Raw genomic sequence first — 21,673 nt, 5'->3', positions numbered from 1 at the left:
GTACCTGACCGGCCAGCTCCGTCTTCGCGGGCGGGCGATCGGTGCCCGATGGCGGCGGCTGACGGCAGGCCGGCAGGCCCTCCTGGCCCCGGCCCGCCTGCGGTGCGGTGACACCTACGCCCAGCTCGCCGCTGGATCCGGCATCGGCATCGGCATCGCGACCGTCTACCGCTGCGTAAGCGAGGCCGTCCATGCTCTGGCCGAGCTCGCTCGGAGCGTCGCCGAGGCAATGAGGACAGCGAGTGCGAAGGCGTTCGTCATCCTGGACGGCACGCTGCCGCCGATCGACCGGATCGCCGCCGACACCCCGTACTGCTCCGGGAAGCACAAGCGCCACGGCATGAACGTGCAGGTCCTCACCGATCCGTTCGGAAGGCTGCTGTGGGCCTCACCCGCTTTGTCCGGCTCCACGCACGACCTGACGGCTACCCGTACGCACGGGATCCTCGACGCCCTGGCGGAAGGCGAGCCAGACCCGGACCGCCACACCGTGGCTGACCACCGCCACCGTCCGCGCACCACTGCGGGTCCTCGGCGACCCCGTGGGGCACCCTTTCCGCCGCATTGTGCGAGGGTGACGGCGGGATTCAGGTCAGTCACGGCCGACATGCCCGCGGGGTCTGCCCGTCCCTCGATCCACAGCCGGGGCGGACCATCTGTTGCTCACGGTTGATATGGGATTAGATTGGCTCAACAGCCTTGTGAATGAACCGAGTTCAGGTGCGTGGGAGTCCCGCGTCCTTCCTGAGCCAGAGGGAGCAGTGGATGAGCGGAGCGGCCCCGACCCCGCCGGGATCCGGAGTACCTCCCACCTCCCCGCCAGGTCGACCCCCCGTACCCGCTCCGGACCCCGGTCGTCCCGACGGAGATCCGCACCCCGCCCCGTCGCGACGACGTCTCACCGAATGGGCGGCACTGGTTTCCGCCGTCACCGCGGTTCTCGGCCTCCTCCTGGGATTCTTCGGCCTTCCCACGGTGGTGAACTCCCCCACCGCCAGAACCGTGACCGTCAAGGAGACGGTCACGGTCACGGCGCCTGCGCCGACCAGGGCCGGTGGGCAGGGCGCCGGGTCGACTGCGGGGACGGCGGACACGGGTGCGCCTTCGGCCCCCGTCGAGCCCATCCGCCAAAAGAACATTCACATGACCATCCGGTACTACCTGTCGTTCTCCTTGGATCCCGTCAAACCCCGCGAAGGAGAGGGTGACTTCAACTTCTTCGCTCTCGGTGACGGAGAAATCAACTCGAGCGGAGGCACAGTGGTGCGGCTGGACCCCGGTCAGCAGGGTTCATTGGACGTCTGCACTTCCGACACCCGGTACGTCAGCAGGCTGGAGGTCGCCGAACTGACCCCGGGCACTCAGCTCTGCGTCGTCAACAAGGGGAACGTGGCACTCATCGAGATACGCGGGCTTCCCGACGCCGCGGCTCCCAGTTCGTACCTCACCTTCGACGCCACCATCTGGCGGCAGGCCGTCCGTCCTGAACCGACAGGCTGAGCGCCCCTTCGTCCGGTCGGGGCTCAGTGAGCCTCCGCCAGCCTGAGGGCGCAGGTCAAAGGGCTGGTGCGACCGGCCCCTGGGGTATTTGTGCTGATCGTGAGCGGGAGTCCACGGAGAAGATCATCCGTCAGCGGTTGATTTCGAGGTTCGTCAAGACGGTCAGGGCACGCAGGAGGCGGGTGGCGCGGGCGGAATTGGTGCGGAGCTTGGTGATGGCCCGCCAGTTCCTGAGGTGGACGAAGCCGTGCTCGACCGGTACGAGTCCGATGGCGAGGACACGGTTGGCCTCCTTCTCGCCTCGATCGAGCAGGTGGGTACGAGTGGCGATGCAGCGGCGGGTGATCAGCAAACTCTCGCGGGAGTGCGAAGGCGTGGGTTGTATTCTGCGAAAGGGCCAAGGGCGGCCAACACAATGGCTTGAGCTGCCGGTGGGTGATGAGGCAGCAGGTCGGATCGAGGAAAACTTCGTGGATGTCTGCTCGGCGTTCCCGACGGGCGCGGAGTCGTCGGAAGCCGTGTAGTCAGGCGAAGGTCTGCTCCACCACCCACTGGTAGACACCAAGTCCGGTGCCGTGGCGGGTGCTTCGGTGTGCGACGGCTGCGACGTCTGCGACGATGCCGCGGGCCCGGACCTGGTCGCGGTAGATGTCGTGGTCGTAGCCATGGTCGGCGAACAGCGCGTCCGGCCTGCGCGGTTGGGGGTCGAGGCGGCCGCGGACGGGCGGAATGGCGTCCAGCAGCGGCATGAGATCGCAGAGGGATTGCCCAATGCCGACATTGGTGCCCGCATTCATCCGGGCGCGGGCACCGTCAAGGACCACGTCAGCTCGATCCTCACCGAGCCGCGGGTCTCCAGCCGCGTCCAGGCGGCCCCGCTCGCCGAGTGGGAGGCGGAGTGGACGGCGACGACGCCGAGCGGAATCTTGTAACGGCTCAGATCGGGGACGGGCGGAGTCGCGGAGGCGTCCGGGTGGCTGATGATGACGTCGAGGAAGGAACCCTCGTCGACGACGTCGCGAAGGATCTCAACTGGCAGCATGTACCCGTGAGTTCACCGTTCAGCCGGGGCGCGCCCAGGGCGGTCTCGGCGTCGGCGGACGCCGCCTTCCCCGGTCGAGGGACGTATGTGCCCCGGGCGGCCGGCGGTCACGGCGCCGGTGCGAACCCTCCCCGGACCGAGACGGGGCCGTCCGAGGACCGGGCGTCGACGCGGTAGCTGTCGGCCGAGGCGTCGCGTGTGCCAGGGGCGTGGTTGTACTGGGCGGCGAAGGTGTGCTGCCAGGCCGGAACGGTGCGACCAGGTTTGAGGGCCCAGCGGTAGAGCAGTCCGCCGCCGGACTGCCGCACGGTGACGGTGAAGTCGTCGCTCGGCAGCGTGCGCCAGTTCCCGGTGTCCCGCACGCCGCCGGTCAAAGCGATGCGGAGTTCCACGGTGAGGGAGGTGAGCGGCCGGGTGGTGGTGAGGAGCAGGTTGCTCTGGGCCCAGTAGCGGGTGCTGTGCGAGTCCACCGTGCCGTTCGACGACAGGGGGCCGCTCTGTGTGCGGGGGGCCGCCGACGAGGGGGGCGGGCTGGTGGGATGCGAACCGGTGGGGGGATGGGTGACGGGGGGAGCGGTGGCGGTGGAGTCGCGGGGAGGCGAGGGGGGCGGCGGAGTGGGGGTGGGGGCAGGGGTGGGGGAGACGGTGGTGGGAGAAGGAGGAGGGGCGGCCGGAGCGGTGGGGGCGCCGGGCGGCGGTGAGGTCTGGACGATCCCGGCGACGGCGAGCGTGCCGGTCGCCAGGATGCCGGCGGCGGCGAAGCCGGTGAGGGCGGCCTTGGGCCATGACCTCGCGATCGCCGGGGCGCGGTGCCGGACGGCGGGGCCGGACGCGCCGCGTTCCACCCGGGCCAGGATCTTCGCGCGGTCGGGCTGGTGGGCCTCGGCGGCCTCGCGCAGCCGCCGGTTGATGTCGTCGTTCACCGGTTCCTCCTCCCTGCCGTCAGTTCCCCGGCTGCTCGTGCGCCGAGCGTCCGTTCCAGCTCCGCCATCCCCTTGGAGGTCTGGCTCTTCACCGTACCGACCGATATGCCCAGTGCTGCCGCGGTGTCCTTCTCCGACAGGTCGAAGGCGTGCCGCAGCACCACGCATGCCCGCTTGCGGAACGGCAGCCGGTCGAGCGCTGCGCGTACGTCCAGCACGGACGCCACGTCAGGGCTCTCGGTCCGCTCCGGACTGCGGGACCAGAACAGGGCGACCCGGCGTCTTTCGCGCACCGCGCTGCGGATGCGTGCGCGCGCCATGTTGGCCACCACGCCACGGGCGTACGCCAACGGGTGATCGGCCTGACGGAGCCGGCCCCAGTGCTGCCAGAGGGCGACCAGCGCGTCCGCGGCGAGGTCGTCGGCCGCGTCCGTCTCGCCGGTGAGGAGATGGGCGAAACGGGCCAGTTCGGCGTAGTGGCGTTCGAAGAAGTCGTGGAACTCCGCGGACGCGTCGTCGAGGAGCATCTCCCTCGGTCGCCCTCTCCCTGCGTTTTGTGTGAAAAATACCGGCTTGAGCGTAACAACGGTCGCCCTCGGAGCTCCCCGGGACGGGCTCCGGGGACACGGCCGTGACCTCGAAGACCTTGGACGGGGGCACGGTCAGTGCCGGGCGAACTGGACGCGGGCCGGCTGGACGACGTCCGGTTTCACCGCGATCCCGTCGACGACCAGCCGCTGCCCGTAGATGTCGGTGATCCTGATCGACCCGCCGCACCCGCTGCCGCCGGGCGAGAGGAAGTAGTTGTACGCGGAGCGAGGCAGCCGCCGCCAGCCGCCCGCCGTACGGAATTCGAGCGCGGCCACCGGGTTGCGGTGACCGATCACCTGGACGGCACACCAGTGGGGGCTGGAACCCGTCTTGTACCGGAGGGACATCGGCCCGGCGGTGGCGGGGCTGAGCAGCTCCCAGGTGATCGGGATGCGGCCCACCTCGAGGTCGGCGAGTTCGGCGAAGGCCTGCCGGCTGAGATCGAGTTGTCCGGGCGCGCAGGGCAGCGGGCACTCGTTGACGATCCGTACCGTCAGGGAGGCTCCGCCTGCGGCGCGAATCCGGACGTACGCCCCGCAGGCCCTGGCCGACTCGTAGTCGGTGTGGTTCATCGCCGCGACCATGAGGTCGGGGGCCGGGCCGTACAGGCAGGCGCCGTTCCCGTCGGCCGCCTCGTAGGCGGTCGCGACGCCCCGGTAGCCGACCTCGGGCTTGATCCGTCCGGCCAGGGAACCGGTGGAGGCCACGGGCCCGGCGGCGGCCACGGACCCGGCGGCGGCCGGGGGTGCGGCGGACGTCTTGCGTGGGCCGGGCCCGGTTGACGGCGTCGGGGTCGCGGTGGGCGGCGGAGTCGACGGGCCGGTGGACGGAGGCTTCGTCGGTACGTTCGTGGGGTCGGCCGTCATGGCCGGGGAACCGGTCAGGGGCGGGACGGTCACCGGGGCGACCGCGGCGGAGTCACCGGCGGGGTGCCCGGAGCCGTTCCCGCTCCCGGGGAGGAACGCGAGGAGCAGGCAGCCCAGAAGGGCGAGGGTGCCCAGAACCAGCGGAACACCGAGGTCCGGTTTGCGTCCGTGTCTGCGCCGTGGCGGGGGAGTGCCGTGCTGCGTGGTCGTCCTCGGGCCCATCCGTGTGGTCCATCCGTTCGGTTCTACGTGTCGGCGTGGTGTTCTTCAGTGGCCGCCGGAGGCGGAAAGGTTGCCGCTCCGGCGCGGGGAACGCAGAAATCACCGCGGGTTCCGCGGCTGCGGCAGCCGAACGGGACCGGAGCGGAACGGCACGCGGCGTGCCGTTCCGCTCCTGGCCCCGCAGGGGGACGCGGTCAGGAGAGGTCGCCGTACACCACGCCGCGGCCGTAGCTGCCCACGTAGACCCGGCCGTACATGTCGGGGTCGCCGGAGATGACGCTGATGGAGCTGCCGCCGAACTGGTTGCGGTCGTCGTTGATCCGGACCCAGGCGCTGCCGCCGTCGTCGGACCGGAACAGCCCGGTGACGCCCTTCACCGTGCCGCTGAGGTACAGCGCCTGGTGGCGGGCCCCCGGGGCCGGCTTGCCGAAGCCGATGCCCGACGCCTTCTGCACACCGCTCAGCCTGGTGAAGCCCGTCCCGCCGTCGGTGGAGTGCAGGAGACCGCCGCCCCCGGCACTGATCCACAGGTCACCGGCGGCGTCCGGGGCGGCCTTGAGGGGGCCGTTGCCCAGGCCGGTGGCCCGGCCGCCGAAGCTCCGGCCGCCGTCGGTGCTGGCGTACAGAGTGCCGTCGCTCAGGGCGTAGAAGGTGTGCGCGGCCGTACGGTCGGCCACCACGGCCGTGTCCGCGGGAAGCCCCGTGACCGCCCTCCAGGTCGCGCCCCGGTCGGTCGAGTAGTGCGGGCGCTGCCCCTCGGCGGTCCAGATCAGGGTGGACCCGTCCGCCGCGACCGCCACGCTGCCGCCGCCCGCACCCTTCACCGGCACCCCGGCGAACGGGGCCCAGTGGGCTCCGCCGTCGGTCGAGTACGCGCCGTGCTGTTCGTGGCCGAGACCGACCCGCGCCATGAACGCGGGCTTCGACTGGGCGAAGTCGATGCCGGTGGTGTTGGTGAACAGCGGTCCCGACAAAGCCTTGGCGGGAACCTTGGTCAGGTCCTCGTGCCGGAAGCCGCTGACATCGCCGAGCGCGCTGATCAGTGGCTGGCCGGGCGGCTTCATCAGCCCGAGAGTCGCGGTCTCCTCCACACCCTTGGCCGGAACCGTCCAGTGGGTCCTGCCGCCCCGGTCCGCCGCGGTCACGTCCTTGCTGCCCCAGATCCCCGACCCGGTGCCGTACAGCACGTGCCCGGAGTCGAAGGGGTTGATGGCCAATGCACCCATCCAGTGGCCGATGCCCTTGCCGACGTACGGTGCCGCGGAGTCGTCCCGCACCGAGGTGGCGCCGAGCGCCTTCCAGGAGGCGCCGCCGTCGTTCGACCGGTACAGCTCGTCCGAGGGCCACCAACGGCCCAGCGTGGTGACCATCACCGTGGACGGGCGCCGCGGATCGACGGCCAGCCCGGCGAACCCGTAGTTGCCGCTGGACGGCGAGATGTTCCTCCACGCCCCGGTGGCCGGCGTGTGCTTCCACACCGAACCGCCCGTCACCCCGTTCGGGCCGGGCGTGTTGGTGTACGTCAGGTACAGCGAACCGTCACCGGAGAGCACCCCGTGGTGCGGCAACTCCCCCTTGGGCCGGCCCGGTACGGGCTGCCAGGTGCCGCCGTCGTCGGTGGAGCGGTACAGGGAGGTGCCCTTGTCCGCCACCCCGACGTAGAGGGTCTTGCTGCCGGGCGGGCCGAAGGTCACGAAGGACAGGCCCACCCCGCTGCTCGCGCCGTCCTTGACGGGGAAGCTCGCGACCCGGCTCCAGGTCACACCGAAGTCGGTGCTGCGCCAGAGCCCGTTCTTGCGGGTGCCCAGGTACAGCTTGCTGTGGTCGGAGGGGTCCACCACCAGCCGCTCGCCCATGGACCGGCCGTCCTCGTTCCCGCCCAGTTTGAACGGCAGGTTGGTGCGCTGGAACGTCCGGCCCTGGTCGGTGGAGCGCAGGATCGCGCCGTTGCCCGCCCAGCCGTTGGTGTAGTGGCCGCTCGCGAGGTACACGCGGTTCGGGTCGACAGGATCGGTCGCCAGGCTCTCGATGCCCAGCAGGTTCCAGTCGTCCCCGCCGATCCAGTCGGTCATCGAGGTCCACCGGCCCGCGGCCGCCTCCCAGCGGTAGGCGCCGCCGATGTCGGTCCGGGCGTACAGCAGGTCCTTGCGGGTGGGGTGGAAGACCAGCCCGGTGACGAATCCGCCGCCGACGATCTGCGCGTTGTTCCAGGTGTAGCCGCCCTGGGAAGCGGAGTCCTTCACCAGCTTCCACTGCTGGTTGGCGGTGTTCCGGTCGGTGAACTGGATGAGCGGCGCGCCCTCGTTGCGGGAGCCGCCCCGCACGTCCAGCACCAGGCCGGTCCTGCGGGAGACGAACTTCACCGCCCCGTCGCCCACTTCCTCCAGCTTCCACTGCTGCGCGGCGGAATCACGGTCGGTCTGCTGCTCCACGGCGGCACTCGCGTGGGTGGCATCGCCGTGTACGCCCAGGACCTTGCGGCTGGTGCGGTTCTCCAGCTCGTAGTAGCCGTCGCCCACCGACCGCAGCCGCCACTGCTGGCTCGCGGCACCGGCGACGCGGCCCGCCTGCAGTATCCGGACGCCGTCCGCGGTGGCTGCCCCGGACACGTCCAGCACCTTGTCGCTGCGTACGGACACCAGGGTGTAGTACGCGCCGGGGTCCACCGCTGCGGCGTCCGCGTCGTCCTGCACGAAGAGCAGGTAGGGACCGAGCACACCGGTCACGCCCAGCGCCAGGCCCAAGGCCGTCCTGCGCCGGCGGTGGCGTCCACGGGCACGCTGCTCGGGGGCGGCCGCGTGGGCACGCCGCCGTCCGCCGTCGGCGCGGGGGTCCATCTCGTTCATGGGGGATCCTTGCTTCGTTCCGGGGGTCGCCTCCTCGTTGCCGCCGCCGCCGAAAAGGTTGCCGCCCGGTTCGGACTCATTGCCGCGTGCGGAATGCCCGTACGTCCCAGGCGCCGAGGGACACCAGCTCACCTGCGGCAACGGCCGTGCCGTCGAGGGCGTCGACCAGGTGCGCGGGCGCCGGGACGTCGTCCGGCTCCCAGCTCCAGTTGTGCACGACGTGGACGCGCCGTCCGTCCGGGGCGGTACCGGTCGCCACCGTGACGGACTCGGGCAGCCCGTCCCAGCCGCTGACGGGGGCGGGCGCCAGCCAGGCGGCCAGCGACCGGGCCAGGCCGCGCCCCGGCACCGTACCGACGCAGGTCACCCGGCCCGCGCCGTGCGGGCGGGTGGTGACGGCGGGCCAGCGGCCGAAGTGCGGGTGGTCGTACCCGGCCAGCACCGTCGCGTCGGTGACGGTGAGGCCCTCCACCCAGTGGGTCGCGGTCGCGTCGGCGTCGAGGCGCAGGGTGCCGCCGGGCGCGGCGTGCAGCCCCAGTGCGCCGGAGAGGTTGCTGAACTCGTCGTACGACACCCCGGCGGCGGCCGTCAGCCGGGCGGGGGCCGGTTCGTGGTGGGCCCGCGCCTCGTGGTCCGCGTAACCGGTGCGGGGGCCGAGGACGAGGTGGCCGCCGGCGACGGCGTACGCCTCGAACCAGTCGAGCAGGGAGTCCTCGGCCAGGTACAGGCCGGGGACGACCAGCACGGGGTGGAGTGCGGCGGCCACTTCGGGCGCCGGGCCGTCCCGTTCGCCCCGGGCGTCGTGCAGTTGGCGGGCGTGCAGGATGCGCACCTGGCGGCCGGACTCGAACGCGCCCCGGTAGAAGGGGTCGAAGATGCGCTGGTACGAGGCGGCGTCCGGACGGCCGTCCGCGGTCGCCAGCGGCGGGTACTTCTCCATCAGCCACTGGCTGGGCGCCGAGTGCACCATCGCGATGTCGGCGTCGGGTGTGATCCCGGCGAAGAGGTCGCCCGCTTTCTCGAACTCGGCGCCCAGGGCCGCGAGTTCGCTGTACACCCGGCCCGGCCGCCCGCTGTGCGGCAGCACTCCGCCCCAGTGCGTCTCGGTGCCGAAGTGCAGGGTGTGCCAGTGCCAGTACTCGATCATCCGCGCGCCGCGCGAGACGAGCGCCCACGCGGCCTGCCGCCACTGCCCGTCGTAGCCGGGGCGGTTGTCCGAAGCGCCGCTGACTGCCTGCGCGTTGGTCTCGGTGACCAGGAAGGGTTCCTGGCGGGAGGAGAAGATCCGGTCGGCGCTGCGGTACAGGGCCCACACACCGCTGGTCTTCCACTGCTGCTCGTGGGCGAGGGGGGTGGGGTCGGGCAGGGCGAGGGCGTCCTGGAGGTCGTAGTAGGGGTTGCCCGCGGTGACGTCCAGGGCGTCGGTGAGTTCGTCGTCCTCCAGCGCGGGGTGGGCGTAGGCGAGGCAGGTGGTGACGAACTGGTCCGGGCGGGCGTACTCGCGGGCGATGTCCGCCTGTCGGCCGATGAACTCGGTGGTCTGGCGCGCCTGGAACGCCCGCCAGGCGACGTCGTACTGCGGCTGCTGGTTGCCGTCGGGCTTCCACAGGTCGGCCCAGGTGGACAGGCGGTGCGACCAGTAGACCAGGCCCCACTCGCGGTTGAGGGCCTCCACGTCGCCGTACTTCTGGCGCAGGTGGTCGGTGAACCGCTGGAAGACGCCGTGGTTGTGCGGCAGGCGCAGACCGGGCTCGTTGTCGACCTGGAAGCCGATGACGGCCGGGTGGGCGGCATGGCGGGCGAGGATCGCCCTGGTGATGCGTTCGGCGTGGAAGCGGAAGGCGGGGTGGGTGAAGTCGGCCTCCTGACGGGCGCCCCAGCCGGTGGGCCGCCCGGTGGTGTGCTCGACGGCGATCTCCGGGTACTGGCGGGCCAGCCAGGGCGGCACGGCATAGGTGGGGGTGCCGAGGACGACGGAGATGCCGCGGGCGTGCGCCCCGTCGAGGACCGGGGTGAGCCAGTCGAGCGCGAAGCGGCCGTTCTCCGGCTCCCAGGTGGACCAGACCGACTCACCGACCCGGATGACGGTGAACTTCGCCTCCGCCATCAGGTCGAGGTCTTCCTCGAGCCGGTCGTGGGGTTGGTACTCGGGGTAGTAGGCGGCGCCGAACAGGACGCGCGGGGGCAGCGGGAACACGTCGGACGCACCTCGGAATCGGCGGGGTGAGGGCCCCGGCTGCCGGGGGAGCGGCAGCCGGGGCGTACGGGGGGGGGGGGGCGCGGGGTCAGGCGACGGTGCCGGTGACCGTGCTGTCGGTCCTGGTCACCTGGTAGGTGACGGTGGCGCCGCTGTAGAAGTGGAAGACCAGCGTGGCCGTCTGCCCCTCGCGGAGCGACGTGTTGAACGCCGGGGTCAGGACGATCGTGCTCTTCGGGTAGTCCGGCGAGAACGCCTGGTTGAACTCCTGGTACGGGGTCCAGTCGGTCGGGCCCGCGTTGCTGCCGTCCGCGTAGGTGGCGTGCATGGTGGCCAGCTGGTCGCCCCGGTACTGGGCGGGGACGGCGAACGCCTCGGTGGTGCCGGTCGTGTTCGTCAGCACCGGGCGGCCGGTGGTGACCACCTCGACGGTCCAGGGCCGACCGGCGGAGAACCGGGCCTGCACCGTGGCGTTGACCCCGTATCCCCGGTCACCGGCCAGTCGGGTCAGCAGTTCTGCCGTGAGGGTGAGCCGGTCGCCGGAGAGGGTGTAGTCCCGGCCCTGGACCAGCTTGCCGGAGCCGTGCCACAGGCCCCGGAACTTCAGGCCGTTGCGGTTCAGGGTGAGCGAACGGGCGGGGACGGCGCCCGACTTCGGCAGGTACACCCTGTCGAAGGAGGTGCTGCCCGAGCGGGTGGTCCAGCTCGACTTGATCAGGGCGAACAGGGCGGGGTCGCGCCACTTCAGCGTCTCCCGGTTCAGCAGGTTGAACGCGTCCCACAGGGCGGTGGTGATGCCGAGGGTGCGCATCTTGTGCCCGAGGTGCTCGAAGTACTTCAGCGCCTCGCCCCGCTCGACGCTCTCGGGGTGGAAGTGGTTCGGCCAGCTGAGCAGGCCGAACTCGCCGAGGTACACCGGGATGCCCCGGGCGAGGAGGGTGTCGCGCACCCGGTCGAAGGAGGTCTCCAGGTCTTTCTGGGCGGTCTCGTCGTAGCGGGTGCCGCCCGCGATGTTCACGCTGAACGGGTACCAGCTGTAGTAGTGCACGGTGGCGATCAGGTGCGGGTCCTTCAGCGCGCGGATGGTGGTGACGAGGTCGTCCAGGGGCTTCTGGTTGGCGGAGGTGTTCCAGGAGGGCAGGACCAGCACACGGTTGCCGTTGCGGCTGCCCGAGGCGCGGACGATCGAGTGGAAGGAGGTGTTGAGCTCGTGCAGGAACCGGGTGATCTGCTCCTGGGAGGCGTCCGCGAACTGCGGCTCGTTGATGCTCTCGAAGAGCACGCTGCGCGGGGCGTCACGGAACTGCCGGGCGATCTGGGTCCACAGCGAGTTGTAGCGGGCGACGACCTGATCGTGCTCGGTGGACATCTTCTTGATCCACTGCCACGAGTCGTGGTGCACGTTGAGCACCACGTACAGGCCCTCGGCGACCGCGAAGTCCACGACCTGCTGGACCCGCTTCATCCAGGTGGCGTCGACGGCGTAGGGGGCGGTGGCGGACTGGTGGTCGGTCCAGGTCACGGGGATGCGGACGCTGCGGAAGCCCTCGGAGCGGATCTTCGCGAAGTGCGCTCTGGTGGTCAGCGGGTTGCCCCAGGACGTCTCGTCCGGGATGGCGTCCAGGGTGTTGCCCAGGTTCCAGCCGGGCTGCATCGCCGCGTTGACGTCCTTGGCCTGGTACGGCACGGCGACGGCGGGCCGCGGCGGCTTCTTGCCCTCGTCCGGCCCGGCCGCCGCCGTACCGGCGGACAGGCCCAGCACGACCGCCAGCGCCAGCAGCACGGCCAGCAGGCGGCCGGGACCGTGGCTCCGGTGGTACGAGGATCGTCGTAGGTCGTTCACGGTGTTCCTTTCGGTCGGTGGTGCGCCGTGGTGCGGGGGGAGCCGACTGGCTCAGCCGTCGAGCGGCTCGTAGTCGAACCAGTCGAAGTGGACGGTGCCGGAGGCGGCGTACATGCCGATCACCCGGCCGGTGAAGCCGCCGGCGACCTCGGTGGAGAGGTACCGGCCGTCCAGGGAGGCGAGTTCGGTGTACGCGCCGCCCGGGAACTCGACGCCGAGGGCCAGCCGGTCGGGACCGGTCCGCGGGCCCTGCGGAGGCTGGGGTACGACGTCGAGACCGAGCACCACCGGCCCGGCGGGCACCGGGGCGGAGGCGACCTCGGTGCGCAGGGAGCCGATCCGGGCGAGGACCCTCACTTCGCCGTCGGCCGCCTCGATCTCGTAGTGGTGCTGCTCGTCCAGCCGTACGGCCAGCCCGCCGCGTCCTCGGCCGGGGTCCACGAGGGTGCGCACCCGGCAGGAGAAGTGCTGCTGGCGGCGGCCGACGAAGGTCACGTCGGGCGCGTCGAGGGACTCCCCCGCGGCGCGCAGGGTCAGGTGACCGGGGCGCTCCTCGGTGGTGCACAGCCGCTCCGGGCGGGCGCGCAGCGACAGCCAGTGGAAGGGGAGCGGGGCGTCGTCGAAGTCGTCCCTCCCGGTGGTGGCGGGAACGGGGTGCAACGGCCAGGCGGGGGCGGGCAGCTCGCCGGTGACCTCCCCGATTACCGGCCAGCCGTCGACCCATTCCACCGGGGCGAGGAAGGTCTCGCGGCCCAGTACGTGCCAGCCGGGGGTGCCGCCGCGCGGCCGAACCGCGAGCAGCACCATCCACCAGGACCCGTCGGGTGCCTGGACCAGGTCCGCGTGACCGGTGTTCTGGATGGGGCGACTGGTGCCGCGGTGGGTGAGGACGGGGTTGTCCGGGCAGGGCTCGAACGGGCCCGAGGGGTGACGTCCACGGGCGATCGAGACGGCGTGTCCGCGCTCGGTCCCGCCCTCGGCGATCATCAAGTACCAGAACTCGCCGATCCGGTACAGGTGCGGCGCCTCGGGGGCCTGGGCGCCCGGGCTGCCGGACCAGAGGGGACGCGGCCCGTCCAGCACCTTCCCGTTGTACGGATCCAGGCGGACCTGCGAGACCCCGGCGACCGTGCACCAGCAGGCGCCGTCCTCGTCCCAGGCGAGATCGGGGTCGATGCCCGGCACGTCCGGCAGCCGCACCGGGTCCGACCAGGGGCCCGCCGGGTCGGTGGCGGTGAGGAGCATGTTGCCCTCGTCGTTCACGTTGGTGACGACCAGCCAGAAGCGGCCGTCGTGGAAGCGCAGGGTGGGTGCGTAGATTCCGCCGGAGGACGGCCGGTCGTACGGCAGGCGCAACTGGGCGGGCCGGTCGAGGGCGTTGCCGATCTGCTTCCAGTGCACCAGGTCGCGGCTGTGGAAGACAGGGATGCCGGGGAAGTACTCGAAGCTGGAGCAGACGAGGTAGTAGTCGTCGCCCCGGCGGCAGATGCTGGGGTCGGGGTGGAAACCGGGGAGCACCGGGTTGGCGAGGGTGAGGGCGGAGGCGCCGTCCGGGCGGTGGTGGTCGGACACGTGAGGGGGTCTTCCTGTGGGAACGGGGAGTGAGGAGTGTTCGGCATGTCGAACATGGTTCGGAATGGATCCCGGGCCGCCCCGAAGAGACAGACGGGGGCATGGGGCCGTTACGGCAACAGCACCGCGGACGTGCTCAGCCCTTGATGGCGCCGGTGAGGACACCGGTGCGCAGGTGCTTCTGGACGAAGGGGTAGACGACCAGCAGCGGTATCAGCGTCAGGACCACCACCGCCATCTGCAACGACAGCGGAGCGGTCTGCATCTGGGTGCCGCCGAAGCCGCCGTCGACCGAACCGGGCATTCCGTTGCCCCTGTTCACATAGGTGAGCAACACGTACTGCAGCGGCCACTTCGCGCTGTCCGTCGGCATGTAGATCATGACGTTGAAGAAGGAGTTCCAGTAGCCGACCCCGTAGAAGAGCGCGATCACGGCGGTCACGGCACGGGAGGTGGGCAGGACCACGGACCACAGGATGCGCCACTCGCCGGCGCCGTCCATCCGGGCCGCGTCGATGAGTTCGGAGGAGGTCGACTGGTAGAAGGCGCGCAGGACGAGGATGTTGAAGACCGAGACCGCGCTCGGCAGCACCAGCGCCCACCACTGGCCGTAGCCGCCGAGCCCGGTGACGACCAGGAAGGTCGGAATCAGTCCGCCGCCGACGAACATGGTGACGATCAGCAGCATCAGGACGAAACGGTGGCCGAGCGACCTGGAGCGGGAGAGCCCGTAAGCACAGGTGATGGAGACCGCCATGGAGAAGGCCGTGCCGACGAGGGTGATGCCGAGGCTGACGATCAGTGCGTTCAGCACGGTCGAGTCGCTCAGCATCTGCCGGTACGCCTCGGCGGTCAGTCCGTCCGGCCAGATCACCAGGCCGCCGGCCCGGTTGATCGAACCGGCGTCGGAGAAGCTGGTCAGGACGATGATCCAGAGCGGGACGACGACGAGGGCGAGCACTCCGCCGAGGGTGAGGCCCTTGGCTGCCTGGCCGACCCCGGTGGGCGGTTCCTCCCAGGGCGGGCGGTTCGAACCGGCCTTGGCGCGGGGGGACCTGAGTGCTGTACGCCGGGTGGTGGCGCGGATGGGGGTGTCGGTCATTTTCGGTACAACCCGTCTTCGCCGAAGGCGTGGGCCAGCTTGTTGGCGCCCCAGATGAGCAGGAGCGAGATCACGCTCTTGAAGAGGCCGGCCGCCGCGCCGTAGCTGTAGTCGCCGGTGGAGATGCCGTAGTAGAAGGAGAAGGTGTCCAGGACGTCCGCCGCGTCGTGGCCGACCGCCTCGCGCTGGATGAGGAACTGCTCGAAGCCGACCGTGAGCGCGTTGCCCAGCCGCAGCACCAGCATCAGGACGATCACTCCGCGCAGCCCGGGCAGCGTGATGTGCCACATCCGCCGGAAGCGGCCCGCCCCGTCCGCCGCCGCCGCTTCGTAGAGGTCGGTGTTGATCGCGCTGAGGGCGGCGAGGAAGACGATGATCCCCCAGCCGGCTTCCTTCCAGACCGCCTGCGAGGTGACCAGCAGCGCGAAGGTGTCCGGGTTGGTCATGATGTCCCAGGTCCCGAAGTCGTGCCGGCGCAGGAACTGGTTGATCGCGCCGGCGCCGCCGAGCATCTGCTGGAAGATCGTGATTGCCAGCACCCAGGAGAAGAAGTGCGGCAGATAGACCACGGACTGGAAGAAGTTGCGGATTCTCAGGCTGAGCACGGAGTTGAGGAGCAGGGCCAGCGCTATCGGCACGGGGAAGAACAGGATCAGCTGGACGAAGCTCAGATAGAGCGTGTTCTGCAGGGCCTGCCAGAACTGGACGTCGGAGAGGAGCCTGTCGAACTGCTCGAACCCGACCCACGGGCTGTTCCACACGCCGTTCAGCGGGTCGTACTCCTGGAAGGCGGTGAAGACGCCGAAGAGCGGGGCGTAGTTGAAGACCAGGAGCAGGACGACGGCCGGCACCGTCATGAGCAGCAGGCTGCGGTCCCGGCGCAGGCGGATGCGCCAGTTGCGCCGGTCCGCCTTCTCGCCCCCGGGGTCCCCGGGCCTTTTGGGCCTCCCGGGCTCCCCGGGTGGCGGGGGCTGCTGCGGGGCGTCCGGGCCGGGGGTGCGGGCGGCGGGGGCGTGTGCCGTGCTCACAGGCCCGTCCCGTACTTCTCCAGGACGTTGCTGGTCATCCACTCCTTGAGGCGCTTGCCCTGCCCGGACTTCCAGGAGTCGACGACCGTCCGCACCTCGGACACCGTCTTCTTGCCGTGGCTGCAGTCCTTGATGGTGTCCGCCACGGGCTGGGCGGCCTCCGCTGTCGCCATCGCCTGCGGCAGGCTGATGTTCATGCCCCAGAACGGCGGCTTGACGAGCGTGTGGACGTTGGCCTTCTCCCAGTCCGTGACGTCCTTGACCAACTGGTCGTTGCCCGGGGCGCTGATCACTGCCGCGGGGGTCGCGAGGCCGGAGTAGGTGCCGGTCTGGGCGAACTTCTTGCCGTCCTCCGTGTAGACCGGTACCCCGTTCTCACGGGTGTGGTGGACGCCCTCGACCCCGAACTGGACCATCGTGTACTCGGCCGATCCGTACGGGGCGGCCAAGTAGTTCGCGACCGCGAGGAGTTCCTCGATCTGGGCCGGTTTCAGATTGGCGTTGAGGTAGCTGATCATGCTGGAGGCGGGGCCCATTTCCAGCCTGGGCCTGCCCTTGCCGTCGGCGGTGAAGACGTTGAAGGCACCGCGCCGGTACTGGGGGTTGGCGGCGGTGCCGGACTGGTGGTCGGCGAGGACCCAGGCGCCCTTGCCGTCTCCCTTGATGAGCGTCTTGCCGCTGTAGAAACGGGTGTTGGCGGCGGCGTTGTCGCCCGCCAGGGCGTCCGGGTGCATACAGCCGGACTTGGCCAGCCGGTAGTGCCAGTCGAGTGCCTCCAGGAACTCCTGGGTCTCGTAGAGGTGGCTGAGCTTGCCGTCCTCGACCTTCCACTTCGTGGGAGCGCCCCAGAAGGTGTACACGTACGTCCAGATGTCGTCGAAGGCCCAGACGCCCCGCTTGGCGTCGGTGAGCTCCTTGCCGAGGCGCATCAGGTCGTCCGCGGACTTGACCTGGTCGGCGGTGATGCCCTTGGCCTCCAGGACGTCCCGGCGGTAGAAGGTGGCGCCGACCTCGTAGTTGCTGGCGTGTCCGGGGATGCCGTGGAGCTTGTCGTTCCAGACACCCGTCTGCCAGGCGCCGGTGGGCAGGGCCGCCAGGTTGGGGTACTTCTTGACCTTGTCGCCCGCCAGGTACGGAGTCAGGTCGGCCAGTTGGGAACCGGCCAGCTGTCCGGTGGCGAAGTTGGGGTTCCACCAGGCCGGCAGCAGTATCCAGTCCGGCAGCTTCTTGGCGGCGGTCATGGTGGGGACGATGGTGTTGTAGGTGTTGCCGTCCGCCGGCTTGACCTGGAGGTCCAGCCCCAGCGCCTTGGTCATGGCCTGGAAGTAGGAGTTGCCGGCCGGCGGGTTGGTGCCCCACAGCGGAGTGACGGCCGTGTAGCTGCCGCCCTTGCCCGGTACGCCCTGGACCGTGACGGGAGGCTTGGCCGGGTAGGTGAGGTAGCCGGGGTGCGTGGCCACGTCCTTGCCCCCGGCCGCCGGCGCGATCTCCGGTTTCACGGCGGTGCGCTCCACGTACGTCGGCAGTGCCGCCCTCATGCCTTCCTTTGTGTTCGCACCGCCGCGCTGTGCCCCTCCGCCCCCTCCGCAGGCGGTGAGCAGGGGGGACATCGCGGCGGTTCCCGCGACAGCGGCGGCGGTGAGCAGACGCCTGCGGCTCATCTGGTGGCTCATGACGGTGGGGCCCCTTCCGGCAACAGCGCGTCGAAGCGCTTCACTTGGCAGCGGAAAGTAGCCGAGTTCATTCGGGCGAAACAAGAGGAAGAGCAGAACGAAACTTTCTCTTCCCTTCTCGTTGACAGGTTCTCGGCGGGAGTGAGAACGTCGATGCGCTTCGATGAAGGCCCGTCAAGGCCCACCCGCCCAAGGGGAGTTGCACGTGAGTTCCGTGCCCGAGTCCGCAACCGATCAGCCTGTTTTCCGCGACCCCGGCCACCCGTTGCGCAAGCGCGTCGACGATCTGCTCTCGCGGCTCACACCCGACGAGCGGCTCGCGATGCTGCACCAGCACGTGCCGGCCGTTCCCCGCCTGGGAGTCCAGGGATTCCGTACCGGCAGTGAGGCTCTGCACGGAGTCTCCTGGATCGGAGAGGCCACCGTCTTCCCGCAGGCCGTCGGCCTCGGTGCCACCTGGGACGAGGACCTGGTGCGCAAGGTCGGCGAGGCCGTCTCGGTCGAACTGCGCGCCTTCCACCACCACCGCACCCCCGACACCGGCCAGGGCCCCCACAGCCTCCAGGCCTGGGCGCCGGTCCTCAACCTGCTGCGCGACCCGCGCTGGGGCCGCAACGAGGAGGGCTACTCCGAGGACCCGGTGCACACCGCCCGCATCGGCGAGGCGTACTGCCGCGGCATGTCCGGCGATCACCCGGACTACCTGCGCACCGCCCCCGTCCTCAAGCACTTCCTCGCCTACAACAACGAGGACGACCGCTGCACCACCTCCTCCGGGCTGCGCCCGCGCGTCCTGCACGAGTACGACCTGGCAGCCTTCCGCCCCGTCATCGCCTCGGGCGCCGCGACCGGTGCCATGGCCGCGTACAACCTGGTCAACGGCCGCCCCTGCCACGTCACTCCGCTCATCGAGAGCGAGCTGCGCCGCTGGGCCGAGCCCACCGGCCACCAGCTGTTCGTGGTCAGCGACGCCGAGGCGCCGTCCAACCTGGTCGACCCGGAGCACTACTTCGACGACCACGCCGTCTCCCACGCCGCCGCCCTCAAGGCCGGAATCGACAACTTCACCGACCACGGCGAGGACAGCCACATCCCCCTCGGCAGGCTCCGCGAAGCCCTGGAGCGCGGCCTGATCGACCAGGGCGACATCGACCGCGCCGTCCGCCGCCAGCTCGAACTCCGATTCCGGCTGGGCGAGTTCGACCCCGGACTCGACCCGTACGCGGCCATCGGCCCGGAGGTGGTCGACTGCGCCGAGCACCGCGCCCTGGCCCGCGAGGCCGCCACCGAGTCCGTCGTACTCCTCAAGAACGACGGCCTGCTCCCGCTGGACGCCCGGCCCGGCCCCCGGATCGCCGTCATCGGCCCGCTCGCCGACACCCTCTACGAGGACTGGTACAGCGGCACCCTGCCCCACCGGGTGAGCATCGCCGACGGCCTCAACGCGGCACTGGCCGCCCGGGGCGGCGAGGTCGTGCACGTGGAGGGCGCCGACCGCGTCGCACTGCGCTCGACCACCACCGGAGAACTCCTCGGCAAGACTCCCTTCGACGTCAACGAATGGGGCGACGACGTTCTCACCCTGCGGGCCGCCGACACCGGACTCCACCTCAGCCTCAAGGAGGACGGCGCCCTCGTCGCCGACCAGGAGATCCTCAAGACCTGGTTCGTCAACGAGACCTTCCGCCTCGAACCAGCGGACGGGGGAAGGGTGCTGCTGCGTTCCGTGATCTCCGGCCGGTACGCCGCCGTCGACCCCGAGGACGGTCGTACCACGGTCACCGCCGACACCCCGGACACCGCCGAGCACTGGGAGAGGGAACTGCTGCACGACGGCCTCGCCGCGGCGCGCGCCGCCGCGCAGTCCGCCGACGCCGCCGTCGTCGTCCTCGGCAACCACCCGATGGTCAACGGCCGCGAGACCGAGGACCGCACCGGCATCGCCCTGCCCGCCACCCAGGAGCACCTGCTCCGCGAAGTCGCCGCCGTCCGCCCGGAAACCGTGCTGACCGTCATGAGCAGCTACCCGTACGCCGTCGACTGGGCCGACCAGCACCTGCCCGCCGTGCTGTGGACCTCCCACGGCGGCCAGGAGACCGGCCACGCGCTGGCCGCCGTACTCCTCGGCGACGCCGACCCCGCCGGCCGCCTTCCGCAGACCTGGTACCGGGGCGACGACGAACTGCCCGCACGCCTCGACTACGACATCATCAAGGCGGGCTGGACCTACCAGTACCACCGCACCGCGCCCCTCTATCCTTTCGGCCACGGACTGTCCTACACCGACTTCGGCTACGGCGACCTGCGCCTTTCGCGGTCGTCGATCGACCAGGACGGCACGGTCGACGTCACGGTCACGGTGACCAACGGCGGCTCACGCCCCGGCAGCGACGTCGTCCAGCTCTACGTCCGGGCGCTGGACGCCCGCTACGAGGCGCCCCGGCTGCGGCTCGCCGACTTCCGCAAGCTCCGGCTCGATCCCGGCGAGAGCCGCGAGCTGACCTTCCGGACACCGGCCGAGCGGCTCGCCCACTGGGACGTCGCCACCGGTGCCTTCACCGTCGACCCCGGCGGTTACGAGATCCTCGTCGCCCGCTCCGCCGGCCACTGCGTCCTCACCGCGCCCCTCACGGTGACCGGAAGGGACCCCGAACCCCGGGTGGTCGTCGAACGGCGCACCCTGACAGCCGATTTCGACGACCACACGGCCATCGCCCTTGTGGACGCCGCCCCCACGCACGGCGACGCGGTCACCCCCGCCGGCCCCGGACGGCCCGCGACCCTGCTCTTTCGCGGCACCGACCTCTCCGGGGCGGTCCGCGTCGAGGTGGAGGTCGCACGCGAGGACACCGGAACGGACGAGGCGCGGCTCGAACTCCGGGCGTCGGAGAAGCGGTTGGCCGCGGTCGACGTGCCGGTCACCGGCGACCGCCACAGGTGGACCACCGTGACCGCCGAACTCGCCGAACCAGCCGTCGGCGTCCACGACCTGCACCTGACCCTGCACGGTGAGTTCCGCCTCCGAGCCTTCCGCTTCTCCGGGTCCTGCTGAGGCCCACCCCCGCCAGGAGCAGCGGTCCGCCCTCGCACGGAGGCGGGCCGCCTGCCCGCCCGCGACGGCACCCGGACCGCCAGGTGCGGTCCTCGGCGCCGGACGCCTGCCCGTACCACGGCACCCCGCCGCCCCGCCGCCCCGCCGTCCACGACAACCGGAGGCCAACCATGCCGCTCACCGATCTCGGGCTCGATGAACTCACCCGATACCGACCGGAGCTGTCCGTCCCCGAGGACTTCGACGACTTCTGGCGGCGCACCCTCGAAGAGGCCCGCCGGCACGGCGGCGCGGTCAAGGCCGAGGGGGTCGCCTCCGCACACCTGCTGAGCAACGTCGAGGTCGACGACGTGCGCTTCCCCGGCTGGAACGGCGAGCCGGTGGCCGCCTGGCTGCTGCGCCCGCGCGGCGCGGAAGGGCCGCTGCCGGTCGTCGTCACCTACATCGGATACAGCGGCGGCCGCGGCCTGCCCACGGAACACCTGCTCTGGGCGTCCGCGGGTTTCGCCCAACTCGTCGTGGACAGCCGGGGGATGGGCCACGACACCCCGGACCGGACCGTGGGCGACGGCACCCAGTGGTCCGAAGGGTTCATGACCCGCGGCATCGACCACCCCGGCCACTACTACTACCGACGGCTGATCACCGACTGCGTGCGCGCCGTGGACGCCGTCTCCCAGATGCCCGCCCTCGACGAGGGCCGGATCGTGCTGACCGGCGGCAGCCAGGGCGGCGGACTGGCCCTCGCGGTCGCGGGCCTCGTCGGCGCCCGCGCGGCGGCGCTGATGACGGACGTCCCGTTCCTGTGCCACTACCGCCGGGCCGTGAACATCACCGGGGAGGCCCCGTACTCGGAGATCGCCAAGTACCTGCGCTGGCACAGCCGCCACCGTGTGGAGCGGACCTTCGCCACCCTCGACTACTTCGACGGCGTCCACTTCGCCACTCGGGCCACCGCGCCCGCCCTGTTCAGCGTCGGTCTGATGGACCCGATCTGCCCGCCCTCCACGGTCTACGCCGCCTTCAACCACTACGCGGGCGAGGACCGCACCATGACCGTGTGGCCGTTCGCCGACCACGGCGGCGGCTACGGCTCCAACCCAGCCGTCCAGCTCGCCTGGCTGCACGAACGCGGCACGGCCCCGAGGCTCTGACCGCCGCGGCCGGACCGTCCCTCCGACTGCCCCGCATCGCGGCGGAGGAGTGACGCACTCCA

Annotated in this window: 15 protein-coding genes and 3 pseudogenes; 5 read left to right on the top strand and 13 right to left on the bottom strand. The window is 71.0% G+C overall.

Annotation, left to right across the window (positions count from 1 at the left end):
* Positions 1–229: 229 nt before the first annotated feature.
* Entirely contained in the window at positions 230–673 is a 444-nt protein-coding gene (locus ACIP93_RS28240) for a transposase family protein (RefSeq protein WP_401763001.1), read from the top strand.
* 470 nt (positions 674–1,143) lie between these two features.
* Positions 1,144–1,500: a hypothetical protein gene (locus ACIP93_RS28235; RefSeq protein WP_345220010.1), complete on the top strand. Its 357-nt coding sequence runs from the start codon at positions 1,144–1,146 to the stop codon at positions 1,498–1,500.
* A 130-nt stretch (positions 1,501–1,630) separates the two neighbouring features.
* Here ACIP93_RS28235 and ACIP93_RS28230 read toward each other — a convergent pair whose 3' ends face one another.
* Both ACIP93_RS28230 and ACIP93_RS28225 read right to left on the bottom strand, forming a co-directional pair.
* Positions 1,631–1,852 (bottom strand): hypothetical protein, encoded by a 222-nt coding sequence (locus tag ACIP93_RS28230; RefSeq protein WP_401763007.1) that lies wholly within the window; start codon positions 1,850–1,852, stop codon positions 1,631–1,633.
* 61 nt (positions 1,853–1,913) lie between these two features.
* Positions 1,914–2,252 (bottom strand): annotated as a pseudogene (locus tag ACIP93_RS28225) (IS5/IS1182 family transposase); the annotation flags it as partial.
* Here ACIP93_RS28225 and ACIP93_RS28220 point away from each other — a divergent pair.
* Positions 2,253–2,432: pseudogene (locus tag ACIP93_RS28220) on the top strand (hypothetical protein); the annotation flags it as partial.
* On the opposite strand, the pseudogene ACIP93_RS28215 reads toward ACIP93_RS28220, so the two are convergent.
* The 11 genes and pseudogenes from ACIP93_RS28215 to ACIP93_RS28165 form a co-directional block, all read right to left on the bottom strand.
* Positions 2,387–2,601, bottom strand: a pseudogene (locus ACIP93_RS28215) (aldehyde dehydrogenase (NADP(+))); the annotation flags it as partial. The pseudogenes ACIP93_RS28220 and ACIP93_RS28215 sit on opposite strands and share 46 nt — an antisense overlap.
* Before the next feature lie 48 nt (positions 2,602–2,649).
* On the bottom strand, positions 2,650–3,465 hold the full coding sequence (locus ACIP93_RS28210) for a hypothetical protein (protein ID WP_401762949.1): 816 nt from the start codon (positions 3,463–3,465) through the stop codon (positions 2,650–2,652).
* Positions 3,462–3,992: a SigE family RNA polymerase sigma factor gene (locus ACIP93_RS28205; protein WP_345220008.1), complete on the bottom strand. Its 531-nt coding sequence runs from the start codon at positions 3,990–3,992 to the stop codon at positions 3,462–3,464. The genes ACIP93_RS28210 and ACIP93_RS28205 overlap by 4 nt, the downstream gene beginning before the upstream one ends.
* Positions 3,993–4,127: 135 nt before the next feature.
* On the bottom strand, positions 4,128–5,144 hold the full coding sequence (locus ACIP93_RS28200; protein ID WP_401762945.1) for an expansin EXLX1 family cellulose-binding protein: 1,017 nt from the start codon (positions 5,142–5,144) through the stop codon (positions 4,128–4,130).
* Between the two features lie 194 nt (positions 5,145–5,338).
* A complete protein-coding gene (locus tag ACIP93_RS28195) occupies positions 5,339–7,981 on the bottom strand; it encodes an RICIN domain-containing protein (RefSeq protein ID WP_401762999.1) in 2,643 nt (880 codons plus the stop codon).
* An 85-nt stretch (positions 7,982–8,066) separates the two neighbouring features.
* Positions 8,067–10,187 (bottom strand): beta-galactosidase, encoded by a 2,121-nt coding sequence (locus tag ACIP93_RS28190; RefSeq protein ID WP_401762942.1) that lies wholly within the window; start codon positions 10,185–10,187, stop codon positions 8,067–8,069.
* Positions 10,188–10,275: 88 nt separating this feature from the next.
* Positions 10,276–12,030 (bottom strand): cellulase family glycosylhydrolase, encoded by a 1,755-nt coding sequence (locus tag ACIP93_RS28185; RefSeq protein ID WP_401762939.1) that lies wholly within the window; start codon positions 12,028–12,030, stop codon positions 10,276–10,278.
* A 51-nt stretch (positions 12,031–12,081) separates the two neighbouring features.
* Complete coding sequence (locus ACIP93_RS28180; RefSeq protein ID WP_401762936.1) at positions 12,082–13,602, bottom strand: glycoside hydrolase family 43 protein; 1,521 nt, start codon at positions 13,600–13,602, stop codon at positions 12,082–12,084.
* Between the two features lie 136 nt (positions 13,603–13,738).
* Positions 13,739–14,704, bottom strand: a complete 966-nt coding sequence (locus tag ACIP93_RS28175; protein WP_401762933.1) for a carbohydrate ABC transporter permease — start codon at positions 14,702–14,704, stop codon at positions 13,739–13,741.
* Positions 14,701–15,732, bottom strand: a complete 1,032-nt coding sequence (locus ACIP93_RS28170; protein ID WP_401762931.1) for an ABC transporter permease — start codon at positions 15,730–15,732, stop codon at positions 14,701–14,703. Before ACIP93_RS28170 ends, ACIP93_RS28175 begins: the two co-directional genes overlap by 4 nt.
* Positions 15,729–17,405: an ABC transporter substrate-binding protein gene (locus tag ACIP93_RS28165; protein ID WP_401762928.1), complete on the bottom strand. Its 1,677-nt coding sequence runs from the start codon at positions 17,403–17,405 to the stop codon at positions 15,729–15,731. Before ACIP93_RS28165 ends, ACIP93_RS28170 begins: the two co-directional genes overlap by 4 nt.
* Before the next feature lie 163 nt (positions 17,406–17,568).
* Here ACIP93_RS28165 and ACIP93_RS28160 point away from each other — a divergent pair, with 163 nt between their 5' ends.
* Together ACIP93_RS28160 and ACIP93_RS28155 are read left to right on the top strand one after the other, a co-directional pair.
* Positions 17,569–20,457, top strand: coding sequence for a glycoside hydrolase family 3 C-terminal domain-containing protein (locus tag ACIP93_RS28160; RefSeq protein ID WP_401762925.1), 2,889 nt, complete (start codon positions 17,569–17,571; stop codon positions 20,455–20,457).
* A gap of 170 nt (positions 20,458–20,627) precedes the next feature.
* Positions 20,628–21,611 (top strand): acetylxylan esterase, encoded by a 984-nt coding sequence (locus ACIP93_RS28155; RefSeq protein ID WP_401762923.1) that lies wholly within the window; start codon positions 20,628–20,630, stop codon positions 21,609–21,611.
* Positions 21,612–21,673 lie beyond the last annotated feature (62 nt).

Origin of the sequence: Streptomyces sp. NPDC088745 (assembly GCF_044751045.1) — a bacterium.
GTDB lineage: Bacteria > Actinomycetota > Actinomycetes > Streptomycetales > Streptomycetaceae > Streptomyces > Streptomyces cremeus.
Note: the sequence above shows the minus strand (reverse complement) of the source record. Positions and strands in the feature narration are given on the sequence as shown.